Origin of the sequence: Phormidesmis priestleyi ULC007 (assembly GCF_001895925.1) — a bacterium.
Classification (GTDB): Bacteria; Cyanobacteriota; Cyanobacteriia; order Leptolyngbyales; family Leptolyngbyaceae; genus Phormidesmis_A; species Phormidesmis_A priestleyi_A.
The window spans coordinates 25,743-46,632 of record NZ_MPPI01000040.1 but is presented as its reverse complement, the minus strand read 5'-3'; the positions used below and the strand labels follow the sequence as shown (position 1 = coordinate 46,632).

Annotated in this window: 18 protein-coding genes; 10 read left to right on the top strand and 8 right to left on the bottom strand. The window is 48.4% G+C overall.

Annotated elements, in window-relative coordinates; genetic code table 11:
* Positions 1–118 precede the first annotated feature (118 nt).
* Complete coding sequence (locus BRW63_RS30035) at positions 119–247, bottom strand: alcohol dehydrogenase catalytic domain-containing protein (protein WP_397428430.1); 129 nt, start codon at positions 245–247, stop codon at positions 119–121.
* A 238-nt stretch (positions 248–485) separates the two neighbouring features.
* Here BRW63_RS30035 and BRW63_RS28530 point away from each other — a divergent pair, with 238 nt between their 5' ends.
* A complete protein-coding gene (locus BRW63_RS28530) occupies positions 486–638 on the top strand; it encodes a hypothetical protein (RefSeq protein ID WP_181314461.1) in 153 nt (50 codons plus the stop codon).
* Positions 639–775: 137 nt separating this feature from the next.
* Here BRW63_RS28530 and BRW63_RS22290 read toward each other — a convergent pair whose 3' ends face one another.
* Entirely contained in the window at positions 776–2,029 is a 1,254-nt protein-coding gene (locus tag BRW63_RS22290) for an RNA polymerase sigma factor (RefSeq protein WP_073074593.1), read from the bottom strand.
* A gap of 183 nt (positions 2,030–2,212) precedes the next feature.
* On the opposite strand from BRW63_RS22290, the gene BRW63_RS22285 reads away from it, so the two are divergent.
* The 6 genes from BRW63_RS22285 (at position 2,213) to BRW63_RS29130 (ending at position 5,001) form a co-directional block, all read left to right on the top strand.
* Complete coding sequence (locus BRW63_RS22285) at positions 2,213–2,569, top strand: YciI family protein (RefSeq protein ID WP_073074592.1); 357 nt, start codon at positions 2,213–2,215, stop codon at positions 2,567–2,569.
* Between the two features lie 53 nt (positions 2,570–2,622).
* Positions 2,623–3,066: a YybH family protein gene (locus BRW63_RS22280; RefSeq protein ID WP_073074591.1), complete on the top strand. Its 444-nt coding sequence runs from the start codon at positions 2,623–2,625 to the stop codon at positions 3,064–3,066.
* A 32-nt stretch (positions 3,067–3,098) separates the two neighbouring features.
* Positions 3,099–3,509 (top strand): VOC family protein, encoded by a 411-nt coding sequence (locus tag BRW63_RS22275; RefSeq protein ID WP_073074590.1) that lies wholly within the window; start codon positions 3,099–3,101, stop codon positions 3,507–3,509.
* A gap of 59 nt (positions 3,510–3,568) precedes the next feature.
* Entirely contained in the window at positions 3,569–3,970 is a 402-nt protein-coding gene (locus BRW63_RS22270) for a VOC family protein (RefSeq protein ID WP_073074599.1), read from the top strand.
* A 26-nt stretch (positions 3,971–3,996) separates the two neighbouring features.
* Positions 3,997–4,725, top strand: coding sequence for a DUF899 domain-containing protein (locus tag BRW63_RS22265; RefSeq protein ID WP_073074589.1), 729 nt, complete (start codon positions 3,997–3,999; stop codon positions 4,723–4,725).
* A gap of 66 nt (positions 4,726–4,791) precedes the next feature.
* Positions 4,792–5,001 carry a DUF1579 family protein gene (locus BRW63_RS29130; RefSeq protein WP_219898676.1) on the top strand — a complete coding sequence of 70 codons (210 nt, stop codon included), beginning with the start codon at positions 4,792–4,794 and terminating at the stop codon, positions 4,999–5,001.
* 226 nt (positions 5,002–5,227) lie between these two features.
* On the opposite strand, the gene BRW63_RS22250 is transcribed toward BRW63_RS29130, so the two are convergent.
* Positions 5,228–5,764: a GNAT family N-acetyltransferase gene (locus tag BRW63_RS22250; RefSeq protein WP_073074598.1), complete on the bottom strand. Its 537-nt coding sequence runs from the start codon at positions 5,762–5,764 to the stop codon at positions 5,228–5,230.
* A 309-nt stretch (positions 5,765–6,073) separates the two neighbouring features.
* Between BRW63_RS22250 and BRW63_RS22245 the strand changes: the two genes are divergently transcribed.
* Positions 6,074–8,290: a GumC domain-containing protein gene (locus tag BRW63_RS22245; protein WP_073074588.1), complete on the top strand. Its 2,217-nt coding sequence runs from the start codon at positions 6,074–6,076 to the stop codon at positions 8,288–8,290.
* Positions 8,291–8,319: 29 nt separating this feature from the next.
* Positions 8,320–11,448, top strand: a complete 3,129-nt coding sequence (locus tag BRW63_RS22240) for an SNF2-related protein (RefSeq protein ID WP_073074587.1) — start codon at positions 8,320–8,322, stop codon at positions 11,446–11,448.
* Positions 11,449–11,743: 295 nt separating this feature from the next.
* Here BRW63_RS22240 and BRW63_RS22235 read toward each other — a convergent pair whose 3' ends face one another.
* The 5 genes from BRW63_RS22235 to BRW63_RS22215 all read right to left on the bottom strand — a co-directional run bounded on the left by BRW63_RS22235 (position 11,744) and on the right by BRW63_RS22215 (position 20,249).
* Positions 11,744–13,135, bottom strand: a complete 1,392-nt coding sequence (locus BRW63_RS22235) for a serine hydrolase (RefSeq protein WP_083583171.1) — start codon at positions 13,133–13,135, stop codon at positions 11,744–11,746.
* A 158-nt stretch (positions 13,136–13,293) separates the two neighbouring features.
* Entirely contained in the window at positions 13,294–14,490 is a 1,197-nt protein-coding gene (gene hpnI, locus BRW63_RS22230; RefSeq protein WP_073074586.1) for a bacteriohopanetetrol glucosamine biosynthesis glycosyltransferase HpnI, read from the bottom strand.
* A gap of 323 nt (positions 14,491–14,813) precedes the next feature.
* Complete coding sequence (hpnJ, locus tag BRW63_RS22225) at positions 14,814–16,247, bottom strand: hopanoid biosynthesis associated radical SAM protein HpnJ (protein WP_073074585.1); 1,434 nt, start codon at positions 16,245–16,247, stop codon at positions 14,814–14,816.
* A 93-nt stretch (positions 16,248–16,340) separates the two neighbouring features.
* A complete protein-coding gene (gene ypfJ / locus BRW63_RS22220; RefSeq protein ID WP_073074584.1) occupies positions 16,341–17,207 on the bottom strand; it encodes a KPN_02809 family neutral zinc metallopeptidase in 867 nt (288 codons plus the stop codon).
* Positions 17,208–17,345: 138 nt separating this feature from the next.
* Positions 17,346–20,249: a tetratricopeptide repeat protein gene (locus tag BRW63_RS22215; RefSeq protein ID WP_073074583.1), complete on the bottom strand. Its 2,904-nt coding sequence runs from the start codon at positions 20,247–20,249 to the stop codon at positions 17,346–17,348.
* Positions 20,250–20,417: 168 nt separating this feature from the next.
* Between BRW63_RS22215 and msrB the strand changes: the two genes are divergently transcribed.
* Positions 20,418–20,825: a peptide-methionine (R)-S-oxide reductase MsrB gene (gene msrB, locus BRW63_RS22210; protein WP_073074582.1), complete on the top strand. Its 408-nt coding sequence runs from the start codon at positions 20,418–20,420 to the stop codon at positions 20,823–20,825.
* The last annotated feature ends 65 nt before the right edge of the window (positions 20,826–20,890 follow it).

The window sequence follows — 20,890 nt, the reverse complement described above, 5'->3', positions numbered from 1 at the left end:
CAGCTAACGTGCGATCCTCTTCTGAAGTCAAAATGATCCGGAGGGGAGCAGGCATAAGGAGGGGTTAATTAGAGGGTCTTCCTATCTTATATTTAACTTCACCCTCCTACTTAGCTGCTCAAAGGTTGTGGTTCTCTGACATACACCATTCACAGGTCATACACGATTGAGAGTTCCACCCCAGCCCAACTTGCTGACCGACTTTGAGTTTTTTGACCGCATTGCCTACTTGCGCGATCCTACCCACTTACTTCATGCCCTGGCACTAATGAATACTGCGACGTTCCCCAGTGGTTGTTGATCATGCTCAAGTCGCTGTGGCAAATCTTACATTATTCGACCTTTATTTCGACCTCTTCGCCTCTCAAAGCTCCTAGATCATATTCAAAAGGGAGACGGTTTTTCTATTAAATGGAAGACCGATCGGAAGCAACATTAACACCTATCGAGAACGATGTCCGAGCGATCGGCGAGGCACCTATGCAGTGCTGACTGAAGCTGGATTAGCGATGCAGCAGCAGATGTGGTCTGTCTACTCTGAAGCAATCGCAGAATACTTTGGCTGTCATCTCAATGATGAAGAACTTCAAGTGATGCAGCAAGTGTTAGAGCGAATGCTGACTAAAGCTTGCAAATGAGAACGAAGGTTGTTTACAGCCACTCCCGTTGGTGAACTGTGAACTAGAATCACTATGTAACAGGTGTACTATACTTCCTCCTAAACCATTACCCTGTCGAATCGAACCTTTGTGCAAATCTTGATCTTCAGGATAAGTCACGGCTGAACTTCGTGTAACCGCCGATCGAGAAACCGCCGTTCGCTGTCATTCGTGACGAGTGCAAGTGCTTGCATGTAGCTCTGCGCTGCGGCTTCTAAGGCTCCAACCCGACGCAGCAGATCGGCTCGTGCGGCGTGAAACAGATGATAGCCATTGAGTTCGGTGGCAAGCCCATCCAGGAGTGCAAGCGCCGTCTGAGGACTGTCTACCATCGCGATCGCGACTGCTCGATTCAGCAACACGATCGGCGAAGGCTGGAGTCGTTCCAGTACCCCGTAGAGTCGAACAATCTGTGCCCAGTCCGTCTCTTCCGCCCGTGCTGCCTGACAGTGGAGAGCGGCGATCGCGGCTTGTATGGCAAACGGACTCGGTTCACCCCGCAATGCTTCCTCAACGAGTGGCAGTGCCTCAGCAATCTGCGATCGGTTCCAACGGCGACGATCTTGATCTTCGAGCAAAACCAGATCGCCCGCCTCATTTAGACGGGCATCGCGTCGGGAGTCATGCAGCAACATCAGCGCTACTAGTGCTGTCACTGCTGCGGGCGGTTGGGGTGACATTAATACCCTGACGAGTTGCCCCAGTCGGATGGCTTCTGCACAGAGATCGGCTCTCACCAGTGTCTCGCCCCTCGTCGCCGCGTAGCCTTCGTTGAAAATGAGATAGATCACCGTCAGCACTGTATCTACCCGTTCGGGCAGATTGTTTGTATCCGGCACTATATAAGGAATGCTTGCGTCACGAATCTTGCGCTTGGCACGCACGAGCCGCTGTGCCATCGTTGCCGTGGGCACGAGAAAGGCACGGGCAATTTCGTCGGTTTCCAGTCCGCCCAGCATTCGCAGCGTTAGAGCCACCTGAGTCTCAATCGCCAGTGCCGGGTGACAGCAGGTGAAGATCAGCTTGAGACGATCGTCCGGAATTTCATCGGTGTCATACTTTGGCTCCTCACGGCTCGGAATCAACCCGGATGCAGCATACCATTCGAGTTTCTCGCTTTCGCGCGATCGTCGTCGGAGGCGATCGATCGCTTTAAATCGCGCTGTTTTGATGATCCAGGCACGCGGGAGATCTGGAATGCCTGTGGCTTGCCACTGATTCACAGCCGCCGTAAAAGCCTCCTGTGCTGCCTCTTCAGCGATGTCAAAATCTCCCATCAGTTGGATCAGGATGGCGACGATTCGCCCCCACTCAGTGCGGTAAACGGACGTAATCGCCTGACTGACATCTGAGTTTGTGTTTGAAACCATAGCGGACGATCAAAAAGTTTCTCAAAAATTTTGCTGAGGTGTCGATTTGAGCGATTGCCGTTCGACTAACTCATGAAAGGAACCAAAGGAGGTCAAGCTCGATCGTACTGGATGATAAAAATTTTTGGCAAAGTGTCGATTTGAATCAGCGCTGTTCGACTTAATTACAAAGGAGGCAACCCAATGAAATACATGATGCTGATTTACATGGAGGAAAATGCGCTGAGCGACACCGAGCGGACGCAGTGTTATGCAGAATCCGCACAGCTTGCCCAACAACTCAACTCGAAAGGACAGTATTTGGCAACTGCTCCGCTTCATCCTGTCGCAACGGCAACCAGTGTCCGGGTGCGCGACAGCAAATCACTTGTGACCGACGGCCCGTTTGCCGAAACCCGCGAACAACTGGGCGGATTTTTCCTCATTGATGCCCAGGATTTGGATGAGGCGATCGCGATCGCTGCCCAGATTCCAGGCGCAAAAGTTGGCACGGTCGAGATCCGTCCCGTGATTGAAGTTGCGGGACTGCCAGAGCCTTAATATTTGCCCTCAACCCCAGACCAAACTAAACCTCAAACCAAGGAGATCCTGCAATGACAACCGCAAGCACCATCACATCCAACGAAGCTCAAATCCGTCAACTGATCACCGATCAACAACATGCCATTTGCACCAAGAACGGGGATCAAATCATGTCCCGCTATGCTGCCGAAGTCATCATGTTTGATGTCATCCCCCCATTTCAAACCAAGGGCAAAGCAGCGATTCGTCAAGCGTGGGAAGCGTGTTTACCCTACTTTCCAGATTCGTTTGAAATGGCAACAAGAGACCTCACAATCATCGTGAATGACAATTTGGCAGTTGCCCATTGGCTGTTTCGCTTTACAGGACAGGAAAACCATCCTGCCATGCAAACCTGGATGCGGGTAACGGCGGTTTGCCAGAAACATCAAGACAACTGGCAGATTGTCCACGAACACCTCTCGGTTCCTTTTGATCCAGAAACGTCTCAAGCCGCTTTCACGCTCAACCCGTAATCCAATTCCTGAACCAACTGGAGGAATACACCATGAAACTCAATCCTTATCTGATGTTCAACGGCAACTGTGAGGCAGCGTTCAAGTTTTATGAGCAATGTCTCGGCGGCAAAATTGTCGCGATGATGACCCACAAAGAAGCACCCTCAGCAGAACATGTGCCTGCTGAATGGCATGACAAGATCATGCACGTTTGTCTCGATTTGGGCGATCGTCTTCTAATGGGATCTGATAGTCCATCGGGGTACTTTGAAGCTCCTCAAGGCTTCTACGTGCAGATCAGCGTTGATGAGCCAGCCGAGGCAGAACGCATTTTTCATGCGCTGGTAGAAAATGGCAAAGTGAAGATGCCGATCGAGCAAACCTTCTGGTCTATCCGGTTCGGCATGTTAGTCGATCAGTTCGGCATTCCGTGGATGGTGAACTGTGAGCAAGCGGCTTGATCTCTCCGTTCAGGCGAAGCTTCTCAAATATCGTGCAACAAATCTTACAAGGAGAAACCATGAGTACTCAAATTTTCGTTAATCTGCCCGTCAACAACCTCAAACAGTCGATCGAGTTCTTTACCCAACTCGGCTTCCAGTTCAATCCTCAGTTCACCGATGAGACTGCCACCTGCATGATTGTGAGTGAGAACATTTTCGTAATGCTCTTGACCCACGAGAAATTCAAAACCTTTACTCCCAACACCATTTGTGATGCCACGAAAAGCACCGAAGTGCTGGTGTGTTTATCTGCTGAAAGCCGAGAAGCCGTGAATGACCGAGTTCGGAAGGCAGTTGCCGCTGGTGGCACAACCTACAACGAACCGCAAGACCACGGATTCATGTATGGACATGGCTTTCAGGATTTAGATGGTCACATTTGGGAAGTGGTGTATATGGAGCCAAGCGCAATCAACTAGGAAGCAATTAACTAAAGAGATTTACAATGATCAAGAACGAAATCGCACGTCCAAAAATTGTTGGACGAGACGAGTGGTTGACTGCTCGTAAAACACTCCTTGAACACGAAAAAGAATATACCAAGCACCGCGATCGCATTAACGCCGAGCGACGCAGGCTACCAATGGTCAAGCTTGAGAAAGACTACACTTTTGAAGGATCGAATGGCTCTGTCAAACTGATCGATCTGTTTGCTGGGCGTACCCAACTCATTATCTACCACTTCATGTTCGATCCAACATGGGATAGAGGTTGTATGGGTTGCACGGGCTATGTCGATGCCCTGGGCGACCTGTCAATGCTGAACGATCGAGACACAACATTCGCGCTTGTCTCCCGTGCCCCACTGCCCAAGCTTGAAGCCTACAAAAGGCTCAAAGGATGGACTGTTCCCTGGTATTCCTCCTTTGGCAGCAATTTCAACTACGATTTCTATGTCACGCTAGACGAGAACGTCGCGCCCATCGAGTACAACTATCGGGACAAAGCCCAGATGGAGGAAAGGAGCGGATCTAATGTGATGCAGGGTGAAAGTCATGGACTCAGCGTTTTCTTCCGCATTGGCAACGATATTTTTCACACGTACTCGACCTATGCTCGTGGCGTTGAATCGCTCACCGATGCCTACAGCCTTCTCGATACGACACCCTATGGGCGGCAAGAAGATTTTGAAGACTCGCCTCCAGGTTATCCGCAGCAGCCGACCTATGGGTAGAAATTCTGCTCACGGCTCAAGGTGCCCATGCTGGAAGCGCGGTAACAGGGAACAGCAGATGAAGCGATGACGACAACCGCAAAACAATCGGAGACAACGATGAATATTAAACCGCAGAAGGAACACCACTGGCTTCAAAAACTCGTCGGTGAGTGGACGTATGAGACTGACGCGATTCGCTTCGCAAAGCTAAGGATCGATATTATCCACCACAAAGACAATCAGCAAACCATCTGCTCAATGTCCGCGCATGTGGGGCGGTTTAAAGCTTGCTAGACCCGTCTGGAGAAAGATCAGGTTAAATCTAGCATCCTGTCGAGAAAGCGACACAAAGCCCGCGGCTGACATTTCCTCGCTGAAGCCGAAGTGTTGCTTGACGAACGTCGCTGATGCTGTGACATCAGCGACGTTCGGTGAAATGGCTGAAGCGGTAATCTGCATGTATTCTCCTCTCGCTATAAAATCGTGCTGCGTTAAATTTGTTGAGTTGGAACCCAAGAAACTAACCCATCTCACCTTCAGGTTGTCGCCGTTTGACCATGAGCAGTGCGGGCCCGTCGGGCGTGATCACTTCGCCAGTCGGGACAAATCCAGCTCGTCGGTAGCATCGGATTGCTTGTTCATTCTCAGGAGCAGGGTCAGTCTGTACCTTAGTCACAGTCGGATCTTGGAAAAGCTGCTCTGCAAAGGCGTGAACCATTGCGCTACCCAAGCCTCGACCCATCTGCTCTGGATTAGATAGAAACTGGTCAATGCCTCTCGCACCCGGATCGGTTTCCTGCTCCCACCATCCCTCACCCGATCCCATGACAATATAGGACTGAATAAAGCCAATCGGTTCATTCTCCAATAAGGCAATGTAGCCTCGTGTGGTCGCTTCGTCGGTGGTATAGGGTAGGTAGTCGTGTTTCACCTCAGCGAATGTTCCAGGATCGCCCCACCATTTCGAGACATGCGGGCGGTGTAACCACTCATGCAGCATCATGAGATCTGAATCAGCCAACGGTCTGAAAGAAATCATTTTAGCGATGTGATTCATGATGTTTTCATCTTCTCCAGTCCCCATCAACACCCTATACCCTAGTCGCAAATCCATGAGAAAGTTAGGGTGTTTCTAGAATTTCTGGAGCAAAAGATGAAGGTAACAATATCATCGGCTTCTCTCTAAAAGATTTAGGTGCAAACCGTAGCGCCTAATCTTCTGGCGTTTCTGCTGCAAACCAGGTATTGTAGTCGCGTCTATAACAGTTTTGAGGCTTAAATTTACACTCTACTCTGACACTTTGAAGAGGATGTGGCAGTATGGGAGAAACCTCCTTACTCAACTACTTCGCTAAAAACCAGTCGCATGAGCAATCCATTTTTCGCTCGACGAACCCAGCGATCGCACCTCCTACAAGTTGCTGAATATACCTCGGCCGCCTTCGCTGTAGGGGGAGTTGTGGTTTCAGCTCTATCGCAACAGGTAGCGTGGGCGGCGGCTCCGCTGTCTCTCTCGCTGTGTCTAAATTTAGTCAATCGGCGACGGTTTGAGCAGCAGACAGAGCAGAGATTTAATGGGGCGATCGCGCAGATCGATCAACGCCTATTACACCTCGACTCACGAGTTTTAGAACAATCTACTCAAAGTCTGACAGAGCGAGTTACTGACCTTAGCGAACAACTCACCGCCTTTGGGCAACGTCAAAATCAGACCGCGATCGATTTAAGTGAGCTACGATCGCAGCTTTCTCAACTACAAGAGCGCTTCACAACAACTCAGCAAGGGCAAAACGCGACTGCGACCCATCTAGGTGAACTGCAAGCGCGATTATCTCAACTTAATGCACAGTTAACGGCGAACCAACAGCGTCAGGCTGATGCGGCAACAAGTCAGACAGGATTAGAAGCCCAATTCTCTCAAGTGCGAGAGAACTTATCTCAAGAAATTCAGGACATTCGTCAACAACTTCAAGCGACGACTCTGAATTTGGGGGAGTTTCGAGCGTTGCAACAAGCATTTCCCAGGCTCGCAGAACAAATTGCTCAACTTCAAGAACAACTGAGGGCGATCGAAGCCCAACAAATCAGCGAACCTGCGGATCTGAGAATCGAGAATCGGCTGCCCACGATTGAGCCACCTCCAACTATCGTCGCACCAGAGTTTGTAGACTTGCCGACTGAACTAGAACCTGAAGTTGAGCAGGCTCCGATCAGTCCGGCTGACGTTGAGGGACTTAGTGATTTAGAAGATTTGGTGCTGAATTTGGGGATTGATTTTGGCACCAGTTTTACGAAAGTTTGTTTTCGAGATGTGGCAAGAGATCGCTCAGAGATTGTTACCTTCACCGACGAAGTTACTCATCTGGAAGAAGCCTTACTGCCGACAAAAATCGGAATTCTGCCCGATGGCACGCTAATGACTGGATTGACCACTTCTGAATGGAAACCTTACGAAGACCAAGTTCAGACAACGGTGGAATTTATCAAAATGCGCTTGGCTGATTTAGATCTTTCTCAATGCAACGAGAGCTGGCGACTTGAAGAACTCCCTGAGCTTGACAATCCTGAAACCGTTGAAAATCTTTGTGCTTATTATCTAAGCCGGATTATCGTTCGCGCTCAAACTTGGATTCGTCAAAATAAACCAGAGCTAATCATCAATCAGCAGATTGGATGGTCTGCCAACGTGGGTGTTCCAGTTGAATATTGTGATTCTAAGGCAATTAACCGCTTTGAAAAAGTTCTCTCTCTCGCCTGGTTGTTGAGTCATGAACCTCAGACTGAGCGAATGACGATCGAGAATTTGCACGATCGCTTAAAACCACTGAGAGCAACACTAGAAGAGGCGGCGATCTATTGCCACGCGATTCCAGAAATTGCGGCTGAAGCGTGGTCGCTAATCAACTCTCTTGAAATCGATGAAGGATTTTATGCCCTCTTCGATGTGGGAGATGGAACCCTAGATGGCAGTTCATTTCAATATCGGAATGAGGCCGGCGAGAAGAAGGTTGATTTCTTTTTCGGTAAAGTCGATCCTTTAGGAGTTACTGCCTTTTGTCAACAATCAGCGAAGGAATTAAACCTTTTAGATACTGATGTTAAAGATACGTTGCGTGGCAACTCAACTCGTTATTCCGTCCAACTGAGGAGTAGTAAAACTCGCAGAGAGATTCAAAAACTGATTGCCAAAGTGATTCTAAAAGGGTGCCGGAGGTATGTTGAGCATGGGGGCACTTTGATGAAGCGGGGGTTTGAGAAACCGCTGAACATTTTAATGGGAGGTGGAGGCGGACAATCCATCTTTTATACTCAAGCAATCAAAGATACTTATAGTGACTTTAAACACAAAGATGCTTTGATTCCTGAGTATGAGGTGCGATCGCTGCCAGCCCCCAAAGACTTGGAAACGAACGGCATCAGCAACCGCGAGTTTCATCGATTTGCAGTCGCTTATGGGTTGTCGATCCCTACTGGAGAGCAGCCAGAGATCAGACTTCCAAGCGAGATGGAGCAAATCAAGCCAGCACCCCCTCAAGGAGAAGATCCGATGGGTAAGGCACCTAAAGCCAACGAACCGAGATGAAGTTACCCAGGAGCAAAGGCGTATAGCCAATGAGTGATACTAGTTGGAACCCGGCTATTTCAGGTCAGGAAGTGCGTGTAAAAGCCAATCCGGGGCATCGGGGCATCACGACCGGAAAAACTCGCGCTTCTGGAACTCGGCTGCTGGTGCAAGTTCAATTTAGCCCAAACGAAAAATCCTACAAGCCCTACAACCTTTTAGAACTTTGTGGAGAACCAGAAGGACTTCTTGATCTGCTAGAACAAGGAAAATTTAGCGGAGCCGATGACCTGCGCCGAATTCTCACGTTTGAGAAAGTAAAAGGACAATTAACCAACATTTTCTATAGTATGGAGTCGAGTCATACTGACTTCTACCCACACCAGTTTAAACCTGTGCTGAAGTTTTTAGAATCTCCGGTGGGGCGATTGTTGGTTGCAGACGAAGTAGGACTGGGAAAGACGATCGAAGCCATCTATATCTGGAAAGAACTGCAAGCCAGAGCCGATGCCCGTCGTTTATTAATCATTTGTCCAGCAATTTTGCGGGAAAAATGGCGCGATGATTTGCAACAACGGTTTAATATCATCGCCAAACTCACCAATGCCCAAGCGCTCTTAGAAGAAGTCAAGTACGTTCTGCAAAGCCAATATCAGCATCCCTTTGTGTGCATCGCCAGCTTAGAAGGGCTTCGCCCCAGCGCTAATTGGGAAGATGCAACCACTTCGGGAGCCAAGGCAGAACTGGCAAGATTGTTAGACAACAATAACAACAATCCTGCTGCCGATGAGTCGAGCGTGTTTGATTTGGTGATTATTGATGAAGCGCATTATCTTCGCAACCAAGCCACTGCCAATCATCGACTGGGGCAACTGGTGCGAGATGCGGCTCGTCATCTATTGCTGCTCACGGCAACCCCGATTCAAACTCAGAACAATAACCTCTATCAACTGCTGAAGATTATTAGCCCAGAAGATTTTTTTGACGAGACAATCTTTCATCAAATGCTGGAGGCAAATGCGCCGTTGATTCGGGCTTTGCGATCGCTCTGGAGTCATCCTCCCGATTTTAAGGCGGCAAAACGCGACCTCGATCGTGCCCTTCAGTCCGATTACTTTCAACATAATTCTGTGTTACGGCAAATTCAACACACGTTGGAAACACCTGACGCGATCGATGCAGAAACGCAAGTCAGACTCGGTTACAAATTAGAAAGTGCTTCATTAGTTAGTCAATATCTCACTCGCAGCCGTAAACGCGATGTGCTGCCCAATCGGGTTGAACGCGCCCCCCAAACGTTGAAGGTGCATTTCTCTGCTTTAGAAAAAGAAATTTATGAGTCGGTGACTCAAGCCATTCGCAAACAAAGCAAAGGCAAGCAAGGCGTTCTGCTCTTTCGGTTGATTGCCCGTCAACGGCAAATGGCAAGCTGTCTTGTCGCTGCGCTAAAAACTTGGTCAGAGCAGGGAATTTTGGATGAATTTCAAGATGAACTGTTCTGGGAATCGGGCATTTCAACCACACAGTCAGAAACCGAAACATTGCCCGATCGTGAGACATTGCCATTAGAAAATATTAACTACGCTCAACTCGAATTTGAAGACACCAAATATCAAGCACTCGTTCGGTTTCTACATCGCGAACTCAAGAAACATCCAGATGAGCAATTTGCGCTGTTCGCCTACTTTCGCGGCACCCTTCACTATCTGCAACACCGCCTAGAAACGGATGGAATTCAGACCAGTTTGATTTTGGGTGGCATGGGCGATCAAAAACAAGAAGTGCTGTCACAATTTAAGCAAGGCAACACCTCCATTCTCTTGTCTTCAGAAGTCGGCAGCGAAGGAATTGACCTACAATTTTGTCGCTTTTTGATTAACTATGATCTGCCCTGGAACCCGATGCGAGTCGAACAGCGAATTGGACGGATCGATCGCTTAGGGCAAAAAGCTGATCGCATTTCAATCATCAATTTCAGTTTGGTAGACACGATTGAAGAACGGATTCTCGATCGTTTATATCAACGTATCAATGTTTTTCAAGAAAGCATTGGCGATTTGGAAAACATTCTCGGAGAGGCGACCGAAAAATTGCTCGTAACCCTATTTGAATCCGAATTAACGGATGCCGAACGACTCAAACGCGCTGACGAAACTGCAAGCGCAATCCTCAAACAACGCCTCCAACAAGACCAATTAGAACAAGAATCCGTCAATTTAATGGCGTTCTCAGATCAAATTCTTGATGCTGTTAGCAAAAGCCGCAATCAGGGTCGATGGCTAACTTCAGAAGAATTGCACTCATTTGTTGAAGACTATTTTGCCCGCTACTATTTAGGCACCACCCTTAAACCGATTCAAGGTAAAGAAGCCGTCTTTGAGATCAAGCTAACCGAAGATGCCAAAGTCGGTTTAGAGTTGTTTCTCAAGCACCATCGATTTGCGACTCAAACTCGCTTACATCGATCGCCTGCGTTCTGTTTGTTTGACCCTCGCCTTGCAGAACAACCGGGCAAAGGCACCGGACAGCCAATCGAACTGCTTGATCCCACCCATCCACTGATTCAATGGATTAGGCACAGCTACGACAATGATGCTCAAAAACTTCACCCGATCTCAGCCGTTCGCTGTGAGCAGTCAGACGTTGAAGTTGCGCCAGGAAAATATGTGTATGTGATTCATCGCTGGCTGTTTCAAGGATTGCGTTCTGAGAGCCGTCTTGCTTACAAAGTTGCTCAATATTCGGATGGTAAATTATTGTCTGATGAACAATCAGAACGCCTCCTCTATCGGGCAGCCCGTTGGGGAAAGGCAAAGCTGAATGCCGCTAATTTACTAGAAAATCTCGATCAAGTCCTGGCACTTTATTGCGATTGCGATGATGCACTAGAAGCAGGCTTTGACCAGGCATCAGCAGAATTTGCTGCCGAGAATGACAACCGTTGCGATGTTCAACAGCGCAGTGCCGAAAGCTACGCCGATCGTCGTCGCCAACAACTCGAAGACCGCATTCAAACCTTTCAACAATCAGGCAAACTCCGAATGCTGCCTGCCACAGAGGGACAACTCCGCAAAGTGAACCAAGAATTAGAAATCAAGAAGAAGTTGATCGGCGATCGTCGTAACACCGAACTGAATGTGATCCAGCTTGCCGCAGGTATCATCTTTGTTGAGCCATGATGTTTAGTGAGTTAACTGATATCAGTTCGCTGCGTTCTTCAGCCCCCTAAATTCCCCAATTCTGGGAGACTTCAAGCCCAGAATTTAGGTTCAAAGTCCCCAATTTTGGGGGATTTAGGGGGCAGCCCGGATTTGCAACCGTAGCGAAAAGATCACGAGGGGCACGACATGTTGTGCCCCTCCATCAACCCGCGTTCTGTACGGGCATCATGCGGATCTGTCGCGTTCACAAATCAAATGGGTATGACATCACGGCTCAACAAAAAGGACGAATAGTATTGCGTACAGAACGGGCTTAGTCTAGTTTTTTGGCTGGAATCTCTTGCCCTGCCTGATGCAAAATTAGACGATTTACTTTTCCCTGCCGATCGCTGATGAATGTAATTTGAGCATCCACTTCAGTGATAAAAAATTGGGTTTCTGTTTCTGCAAACAACTCGACTTTGGGCTGTCCTGTTGCTTGAGCATAGAGGCGATTTTGTTCTTTGGTAATGGTGAGAATAAAGTTGGGAGCCAGTTCATATCGCCCAACATAGGCATCAAACAGTTTAGGATCGACCGCAACCGCTTGACGTTGTTTGGGTGGATTGTGTTTTGCTAACTTGTTGCGACGATCGAGCAGATGCAGCCCAATGTCAGCAATATCATTCTCTGAATTGGACAACACAACAACGCCCAGCCGTTTCTGTTTCACAAAGCCAATAAAGCTGCGAAATCCACCCGTACCGCCATCATGGAAGATAATCTCCGTCCCGTTTTGGTTCAAGCTATGCCAACCGATCGCGATTTTTAGACTGGGTGTATCTGTCTGCTTTTGAACAACATGGGTTTTTTGCAGAGTTGCAGTCAAAGGGGATGAGGTCAGTTCTAGATTAGCCGCCAAGAACTTGAGTAGATCGTTGGTCGTCGATCGCAGTGCCCCTGCCCCTGCCAGTGTGGGTAAGTCCCAGTGAGAAACAGGTTTACCAAGCGCATTATGTCCGGTAGCGAAGCGAGCTTGCTGATCAGAGGTGAGATGAATTCGGGTGTCATTCATCTGTAAAGGTTGAGCAATTTGGGTTTTCACCAGCGTTTCATAGTCCACGCCTGCCTTGAGACTGAGAATGTGCCCTAGTAAGCCTGCTCCCAAATTCGAGTATGCGTACTGAGCGCCAATGTCTCGCGGCAGACGGTAGGTTGATAGAAAAGAATATAGCTGTTCGACTGTGTAATCTGCATAGGGATTGTTCATATCAGCAGGTGCAAAGTTATCAGGTAAACGCGGCAGCCCAGAGCTGTGAGTTGCCAAATTCAACAAGGAAATTTCTTTACCGTTTCGCGTTGGCGTTTTCACAGATTTAGGAAGAAACTTAGAAATCGGATCATTCAGCTTCAGATCCCCTCGCTCTGCCATATTCACCAGCGCCAGAGCCGTAAACACCTTGCTAATTGAGCCGATTTCAAATAGCGTATTGCCATCAACCCGACGGGAATTCGTGCGATCGAGTGTGCCATGACCAATAATGCGGCGACCTTGCTCATCAATCACACCCACAACAATTCCAGTACTTTGCTGCTCTTGATCAATGCGTTGTTGCAGAATTGTCCTGATTTCAGCATCCGATCGCACAGATTGAGCATTGGTCATTGTTCCAAACCCCCCTGAACTGAATAGCACCAAAATTAAGATCAACAATTTCCGTTTCACGATCGCACCTCCTTACCTAAAAATGAGTCTTCAGGCGACAACAGTGCACTGACCAAGCACCCTATCTATCGTGCCCCCATCTGATCAAACTAGGCAAATCGGTAACTTTCCGCAAGGTTTTTTGACCACCAGATTGTTTAACTAAGTTAACGCCAACCTCATCCGATCACTGACTTTACTTTCTCAGGCAGACTTGACGGATAAGCGACCAGTTCACCTTTTCTTGTCAGCTTAAACTGGTGGTCGCGCCACTTGATAGTATTGCCAATAAAACCATAGCACCATAGAGCAAAACTGATCAGATCACGCAGCGGCATAAGCCAAAGCAATTTTTCTGCAACCGGATCGCGAATGCTTTTAACCCCAATAAACCACGCCATCGCTAACCGCATTGTCCAGGTAATGATCAAAATAATCCAACCAAAAAGCGATCCGGCTGTGATTAGCAAAAACCAGAGGCTAGCAACCGTGCCGTAGGTAAAAATTAATCCCAGATATCCCCAGGGGCGCGAGGCTCGGATGCCGACCATCCAACGCAGTTGACGCTGCAAAGCACCCACGAATGTGCTGGTCGCCATGACATGATCAACAATGTGATGAGACAGCACGCCTTCATATCCGGCTTGAGTGGGCAAATAACCGAGTTGAAAGTCATCGGCTAAATAGTCAGCGATCGCTGCAAATCCCCCAATCTCTTCTAGCACCGATCGCCGCATGACGATCGTTTGACCCATCGCAAATTTCACGCCCTCTAACTCGTTGCTTACCAAAACCCCCGCCAGAAACTCAGTCGCCGAACTCAGCGCTTCTAACTCAGTTAACCAGCCTTCAGTGATCGATCGATAAAGACACGTCACTACCCCCACTCTCGGATTATTGAGCGGTTGAACCACCTGTTGCAAATAGTTGGGTTCGACATAGACATCACTGTCTGCCAGCAAAATAATTTCACCGTGAGCTTTGGTGATCGCATTAGCAACGTTACTCACTTTTCGGTTAGTGCCGATTGCCCGATCGCTGACCACTAACTGAATGTCGATCGCCGGAAAATCACGAATAATTTGCTTAATTACGTCAATGCCAGAGTCAGCCCAATCGTGTACGGCAAAGATAATTTGGTAGTTGGGATAGTCTTGACCACAAAACGAAGCAAGATTTTTATAGGCATCGCGATCGCTCCCACAAACAGGTTTTAGAATGCTGACTGATGGATGAAAATTAGGATCGATTGGATCTATTTGAGAAAAAAATCTATGCGCTGCATAAATTGCGTAGCCGTAATAGCCGATCGCTGATAGGCACAAAAACAATGGGAGAAATAACAGATAATCCAAAGATTCAACAAGACGTGTCATAGCTGATGCAGCAAATTTTTAGATTAAGAGCGTGGATTAAATAACCTGTCAATCTTGTCATCAAATCTCTTGATTCGTCATGGCTGAGATCTTCGCCCCCTAAATCCTCCCAATTTTGGGGGACTTTGAGCCAAGATTCCCGGTTTCAAAGTCCCCCAAATTGGGGGATTTAGGGGGCACAAGCCGACTCAAACGGAGCAATCAAAGAACTTATACGCTCTAGTTGAGTCCGAGAAGTTGCACCTTAATAAATCCACGTTCTATCAAGATCGCGGCGTAAGGGCATAGCACTGCCGTGCCCATTGTCACTTCAAATAACCGAATTATTTAACAGCCGCTTGATTGCGCCGTTCTTTCAGGTAAGAAAAGAACTCTCCGCCTTCTCGCAGTCGGCGCATTAGGATTTGGCGATCGCCCAACATTTCGCGCACGATCGGCACAATTGCTTTGGGTCGAAAATAGAATCGACGATACATTTGCTCAACCGCATCTTCGATCTCCGCGCTCGACAGATCGGGGTAATGCAGCGTCGAGGTTTGAATGCCAGAGGTGGCGACTAGTGCCTGGTCGCTAAACCAGCCGTTGGCGATCGCCTGTTGATAAAGCTCGGTGCCAGGATAAGGCGCAGCGATCGACACTTGAATCGTGTGCGGACTGATTTCACAAGCAAAGCGAATAGTTTCTTCGATCGTGGCACGGGTTTCAATCGGCAAACCGATGATAAACGTTCCGTGAACAGTGATCCCCAGGTCGCGACAGTGTTTCATAAACTGCCGAGCTGCTTCTAGTTTGATGCCCTTGTTGATGTTGTTTAAAATCTGCTGATTGCCCGACTCAAACCCGACTAACAATAGGCGTAAGCCATTATCTCGCAGTTGCTTAAGCGTGTCATAGTCCAAATTAGCGCGAGCGTTGCAACTCCAAGTGAGTTTTAATCGCTTCATGTGTTCGCTAATGGCGATCGCGCGATGTTTATCGATCGTGAAAGTGTCATCATCAAACATATATTCGCGGACACGATCGCCAAAAATTGCTTTCGCTTCTGACAGTTCGCGCCCCACTACTTCGGGACTTTTCGTGCGGTATTGGTGCCCCCCGATCGTCTGAGGCCAAAGACAAAAGCTGCACTTTGCTGGGCAACCGCGCCCCGTGTAAAACGAGATATAGGGATGCAGCAAATAACCGATGAAATATTTTGTGATGTCTAAGTCACGCGCATAGGTCGGCAAAACGCTGGGCATAGCATCCCAATCGTGGATTAAGTCACGATCGGGCGTGTGCTGAATATTGCGATCGTGATCCCGGTAGCTCAAACCCTTGATTTGATCCCAAGGCTCTCCGGCTGCCAAATCTTTGCAAGTGTAGTCAAACTCATGGCGACAGACAAAATCAATCACCGGATTGTCGCGTAACGTCTGCTCTGGTAAGACTGCAACGTGGGCACCAATCAAACCGACTGCAACTGCCGGATTTTGGGCTTTGAGCGCTTCCGCACACTTTATGTCATTGGCTAACGAGGGCGTGCTGGTGTGCATGATCACCAATTCGTAGTCTTTGGCAATTTTCAGCACATCGTCTATGGTCTGACCATGAGGCGGTGCATCGACTAGCTTACTTCCTGGCACGAGGGCTGCGGGCTGTGCGAGCCACGTTGGATACCAAAACGAGGTAATCTCACGCTTTGCCTGATATCTCGACCCAGCGCCCCCATCAAATCCGTCAAAGGAGGGAGGGCTTAAAAACAATGTCTTTTTCATAAATAACTCTCGTGATGCCAGAGATAACTACTGTGACTCGTGCCACTAGACTATCTTTAGATTGCTCTAAAGAAAAGACATAACAATAGTTAACTAGAGATTGGTTCCTGCGAAAGTGTTGCACTGTGATGGATCGCCACTCTGAATGCCTTTTTTGAACCACTGGGTTCGCTGGGCTGCACTGCCATGCGTGAAAGACTCTGGCACCACATATCCTCTGGCTCGTTCCTGCAAGCGATCGTCTCCGATCGCACTGGCTGCGGCGATCGCTTCTTCAATGTCGCCCTGTTGAAGAACTTGCCGCGATCGCTGGGCACGATTTCCCCAAACCCCAGCAAAACAATCGGCTTGTAGCTCTAACTTGACAGAAAGCTGATTCGCTTCTACCTGACTTGATTGCTTTTGCAGTGATCGCACTTTATCTGAGATACCCAACAGATTTTGGACATGATGCCCCACTTCATGAGCAACCACATAAGCCTGAGCAAAATCTCCCGGTGCCTGGTATTTAGTCTTCAGTTCACGATAGAACCCTAAGTCGATGTAAACCTTTTGATCGCGGGGACAGTAGAAAGGGCCCACCGCCGATCGTGTAAACCCACAAGCAGAGTCAACCGCATCTGAGTAAAGCACCAGGGTTGGCTCGACATATCTGCCACCACTCTGCCTAAAAATATCGCTCCAAGTATCTTCTGTATCTGCCAAAACCACAGATACAAAGTCAGACATTTTGTCGTTAGCGGCCCCCGTTGTTTGGGGCGATCGAGATTGAGACGATGGAGCCGAACGCTGATTAGACGGAGTGTTCTGGTTGAGAATAACACTGGGATCGCCTCCCAAAAAAGTGACTACAAGCGCCAAGAGAATAGTACCAATGCCACCGCCAATGATAGGAGCAGAAACTCCTCTACCGCGCCGATCCTCAACGTTTGTGCTTCTGCGTCCCTTTTCCCAATCCATTGCTTCAACTCTCCAATATTTAAGATTTTGTCAAGCTCGACCAAACGTAAAAATTTAGCTACTTGCTAATTCGCTCAGATTATAGCTGTGTTATTCACAGATCTCATCCCTCTTTAGAACAACAGTTTGAACAGTTCTTTAAAGAAAATCTGCCAATACGGTTAACGATCGCTGCACCTGCTTCTCCCACGTCCAATCTTGCATAAACTGTGCAGCAGCATTGCCTCGACGCTGTGCCTCAGCGCGATCGCCGTACACTTGTTCTAATTGCTCAACGACTTCTTCGACCTGCGATTCTCCCCAGCCTTCGGTGCCTTGATAATGCTCGTTGCCAAAAATTTGACCCTGGGTGCGTAGCGGATAGCAGCGATCGTCGCCAATCAAATCCAAGTGCCCGGTATTCATGGAGATAATTGTAGGAATGCCACACGCAAGGCTTTCCATCGCGACTAAATTGGTGCCGCCTTCACCGCGATTGGTAAACACCGCGACATCGGCTTCTCGCAAAACTTGAGGCGCGATCGCATTCGGAATCATCCCTACATCTAGTACTGCATCGGCCGGAATGCCGTTTTTTGTAAGCCAGTGAGTAATCTGCAACCGTCCGCGATCATCGACGCTAGGAACGTCAGCCACGTGGTTGGCGCGATCAAGTCCGGTCATAGTGTTGACCCAATGATTGTGCCATGCCGTCAACAACAGCGCTTCAGGATGCCGCGATCGAAAGATGCGGAAGGCAGCCACGACAATATCTTGACCTTTGCGATACTCTAGTTTGCCACCCGAAAAAATGACAAAGCGATCGTGCAACAAGCCCGATCTAGGAGCTGGATGAAACAGAGTTGGATCGATGCCCTGCTGAACAGTTTCAACCTGCGTGAGTCCATAGGTTCGCAAGATTTCGGCATTCCAAGTAGAGCCTGCGATGATGCGATCGTAGCGCTGGGCTTGCTCAACTTCGTGCGGCAGAAAATGTGTGTCTTCTGAAAAAATAACGCCGATGTTATGCGTTCCTTGAATACGACGATTTTCTTCACTAGTCGCAAAGTGATTTCCGAGCGGTTTGAGTATGAGCAGATTTGTAGTTAATACCTTACCTGGGTGCTGAGTAAGCAGCGTCTGAATCTGCTGAGAATAATCAAGCACTGAGTTGAGACGCGATCGCAGCACTGGATTCAACTCTGATAATGCAGAAATCGCCATCAATGACACAGGTTCTAAGTTAGAAGTCTTCCATAACTGCAATGCTAGATTTAATCCATAAACGCCCCATCCAAGATTTCCACCGATCGGAAATCCGATCCCAATTTGTTTTTTAGGTGACGAATTAATCACTAAACTTTGATTCTTTCTAGAATCTGGAATTCGAGCAGAAATTTCAACGCTAGAATCTAAATTCTTAGATTTACTTTTAATCAGAGTCACTAATTCATTCTTAATCGATTCGGTCACATTAGACCAATCTCTAAGAGAACGCTGACGAAACAACCGAGCCGTTGGATACCAAGGGCTATCTGCTCGATCGAGAAACCATCGCCAATCAGGAACCGCGCTCAACAAAATCCAAACTGGTTTGCCTATTGCACCCGCTAAGTGGGCCACTGAGGTATCTACACTGATCACTAAATCTAGTTGCGCGATCGCCGCTGCCGTATCTGCAAAATCTTCAAGCTGCTGATCGAGATCCACGATCGCAATTGTGGGATGCGCCGCCTGAAATTGCTGTAACTCCTCAGATCGACCCTTCTGCAAACTGTGAAACTCTACCCCGGTTAAGCTCAATAGCGGCAGCAACTCGGTGAGGGTGATCGAGCGATCGCGATCGTTGCCATTTTTAGAATTTCCACCCCAAACAATCCCAACTTTCAAAATAGGATTGGTTGTAGAAACTTGAGGAGTCGAGAGATAGGGAATCGCCGCCGGAATCGTGTCTAGCGTCGTACCCAACAGATAGGGCAGACTCAACAACAGCGCATAACAATCAAACGGCGGCATTGTCTCACCTTCGAGCACAAGCTGATCAATGCCAGGAGCAGTTTTAAGCAAGCGCATCAACGGAGCCGAACAGCCCACGATCACCCGTCCGCCCCGTGCTGCCACCAGCGGCGCATAGCGGATGAATTGAATCAGGTCGCCAAAGCCTTGCTCATGGCAGAGCAAAATCGTCTTGCCATTGAGATTAGAGCCATCCCACTCAGGCTGAGGAAACGCAGGTGGAGTCAGAGATTGCCCCGCCCAGCGTTGCTCATAGTATCGAAATCCAGCTTCTAAATCGCCCCTCAACAGCAGTAAAAAACCATAGTTAAGTTGAGCATTTGCATAGGTAGGATTGAGTCTCAAAGCGTCTTGATAGCGATCGCTAGCCTCAACAAACTGCCCACAATAGTAGGAGGCAACGCCTAAATTGTTGTATGCCTCCGCGAAGGTCGGATCAAGTGCGATCGCCTGTCTGAGATGCCCGATCGCCGCCTCGACGCGACCCAGTTTTCGCAAAACCTCTCCTAAACTGTTGTGGGCGATCGCGTGGTCGGGTTTGAGTGCCAACGCCTGCTGATAAGCATCTGCTGCCGCCTCAAACTGCTCCAGATTTTGCAGACACGCCCCTAAATTGTGTAGCGATTGCCGATGGTCGGGCTTTAACTTCAACACTTGGCGATAGGCTGCGATCGCGTCTTCATATTGTTGTTGTGCAAGATAGGCATTGCCTAAGTTGTAGTGGCTTTGATAAAAACTGGGATCGAGGGCAATTGCTGCTTGATAATGCTCGATCGCGGCATCAATTTGCTCTATTTTTGAGAGCGCCGTGCCTAGATTGTAGTGAGCAGACACAGAGTTAGGCACAAGGTTGAGAAAGGAGTGATAGTGCGCGATCGCGCGTTCAAATTGTCCCGTTTGACAATAGACGATGCCCAACATCTCAAGCGTTTCGATCTGCTGAGGGTGTTGTTGAATGATTTGCAAACAAAGTTGCTCTGCGGTTTCCCAATCCTCAGCTTGAAAGGCGTTTTTTGCTGCGGTCAACTGCTTAAAAGCCTCGTTCATTGACATTGCTAAGTGCATGACTATTCACCATTTTGCGTCAACAAACCCGATTTGCAACGTCAGGGTGTGATAACCGACGCTAACCCACTGTTTCCAACCTGCAAGACCAGTGAGAACCCTCTAAAATAGAAGTTAGTGCAAAGACATTTAAGCTGGAGCAAGATCGAGATGACAGCCTCAAACCGTGAGTTTAAAATCACCAAAACAGACGACGAATGGAAAAAGCTGCTCACCCCAGAACAGTTTCAAGTGCTGCGAAAACACGGGACTGAACGCCCTCGCACTAGCCCGCTTGACAAGCAATATAGCCCAGGTATGTACGAGTGTAGTGCGTGTGGATTGCCGCTGTTTACCTCAGACACCAAATTTGATAGCGGCACGGGTTGGCCCAGCTTTTTTGCCCCGATCGAAGGCGCGATCGAAACCACAACTGATAAGTCACTGTTTATGACCCGTGTCGAAGTGCATTGCCGCCGCTGTGGTGGGCATTTAGGACACGTTTTTAACGACGGCCCTGCCCCAACTAGACAACGCTATTGCATGAATGGAGTCTCGCTAAAGTTCGAGCCAAAATAAAGTAGAGATTTGTGTAAGGGCATGGCACTGCCGTGCCCCGCTGCAAGTAACCGATATTATCTAAT

Bases quoted from the DNA above. Each gene is read 5' to 3' on its own strand.
- BRW63_RS22290 (WP_073074593.1), bottom strand. From the start codon at position 2,029: ATGGTTTCAAACACAAACTCAGATGTCAGTCAGGCGATTACGTCCGTT.
- BRW63_RS22285 (WP_073074592.1), top strand. From the start codon at position 2,213: ATGAAATACATGATGCTGATTTACATGGAGGAAAATGCGCTGAGCGAC.
- BRW63_RS22280 (WP_073074591.1), top strand. From the start codon at position 2,623: ATGACAACCGCAAGCACCATCACATCCAACGAAGCTCAAATCCGTCAA.
- BRW63_RS22275 (WP_073074590.1), top strand. From the start codon at position 3,099: ATGAAACTCAATCCTTATCTGATGTTCAACGGCAACTGTGAGGCAGCG.
- BRW63_RS22270 (WP_073074599.1), top strand. From the start codon at position 3,569: ATGAGTACTCAAATTTTCGTTAATCTGCCCGTCAACAACCTCAAACAG.
- BRW63_RS22265 (WP_073074589.1), top strand. From the start codon at position 3,997: ATGATCAAGAACGAAATCGCACGTCCAAAAATTGTTGGACGAGACGAG.
- BRW63_RS29130 (WP_219898676.1), top strand. From the start codon at position 4,792: ATGACGACAACCGCAAAACAATCGGAGACAACGATGAATATTAAACCG.
- BRW63_RS22250 (WP_073074598.1), bottom strand. From the start codon at position 5,764: ATGAATCACATCGCTAAAATGATTTCTTTCAGACCGTTGGCTGATTCA.
- BRW63_RS22245 (WP_073074588.1), top strand. From the start codon at position 6,074: ATGAGCAATCCATTTTTCGCTCGACGAACCCAGCGATCGCACCTCCTA.
- BRW63_RS22240 (WP_073074587.1), top strand. From the start codon at position 8,320: ATGAGTGATACTAGTTGGAACCCGGCTATTTCAGGTCAGGAAGTGCGT.
- hpnI (WP_073074586.1), bottom strand. From the start codon at position 14,490: ATGACACGTCTTGTTGAATCTTTGGATTATCTGTTATTTCTCCCATTG.
- hpnJ (WP_073074585.1), bottom strand. From the start codon at position 16,247: ATGAAAAAGACATTGTTTTTAAGCCCTCCCTCCTTTGACGGATTTGAT.
- ypfJ (WP_073074584.1), bottom strand. From the start codon at position 17,207: ATGGATTGGGAAAAGGGACGCAGAAGCACAAACGTTGAGGATCGGCGC.
- BRW63_RS22215 (WP_073074583.1), bottom strand. From the start codon at position 20,249: ATGAACGAGGCTTTTAAGCAGTTGACCGCAGCAAAAAACGCCTTTCAA.
- msrB (WP_073074582.1), top strand. From the start codon at position 20,418: ATGACAGCCTCAAACCGTGAGTTTAAAATCACCAAAACAGACGACGAA.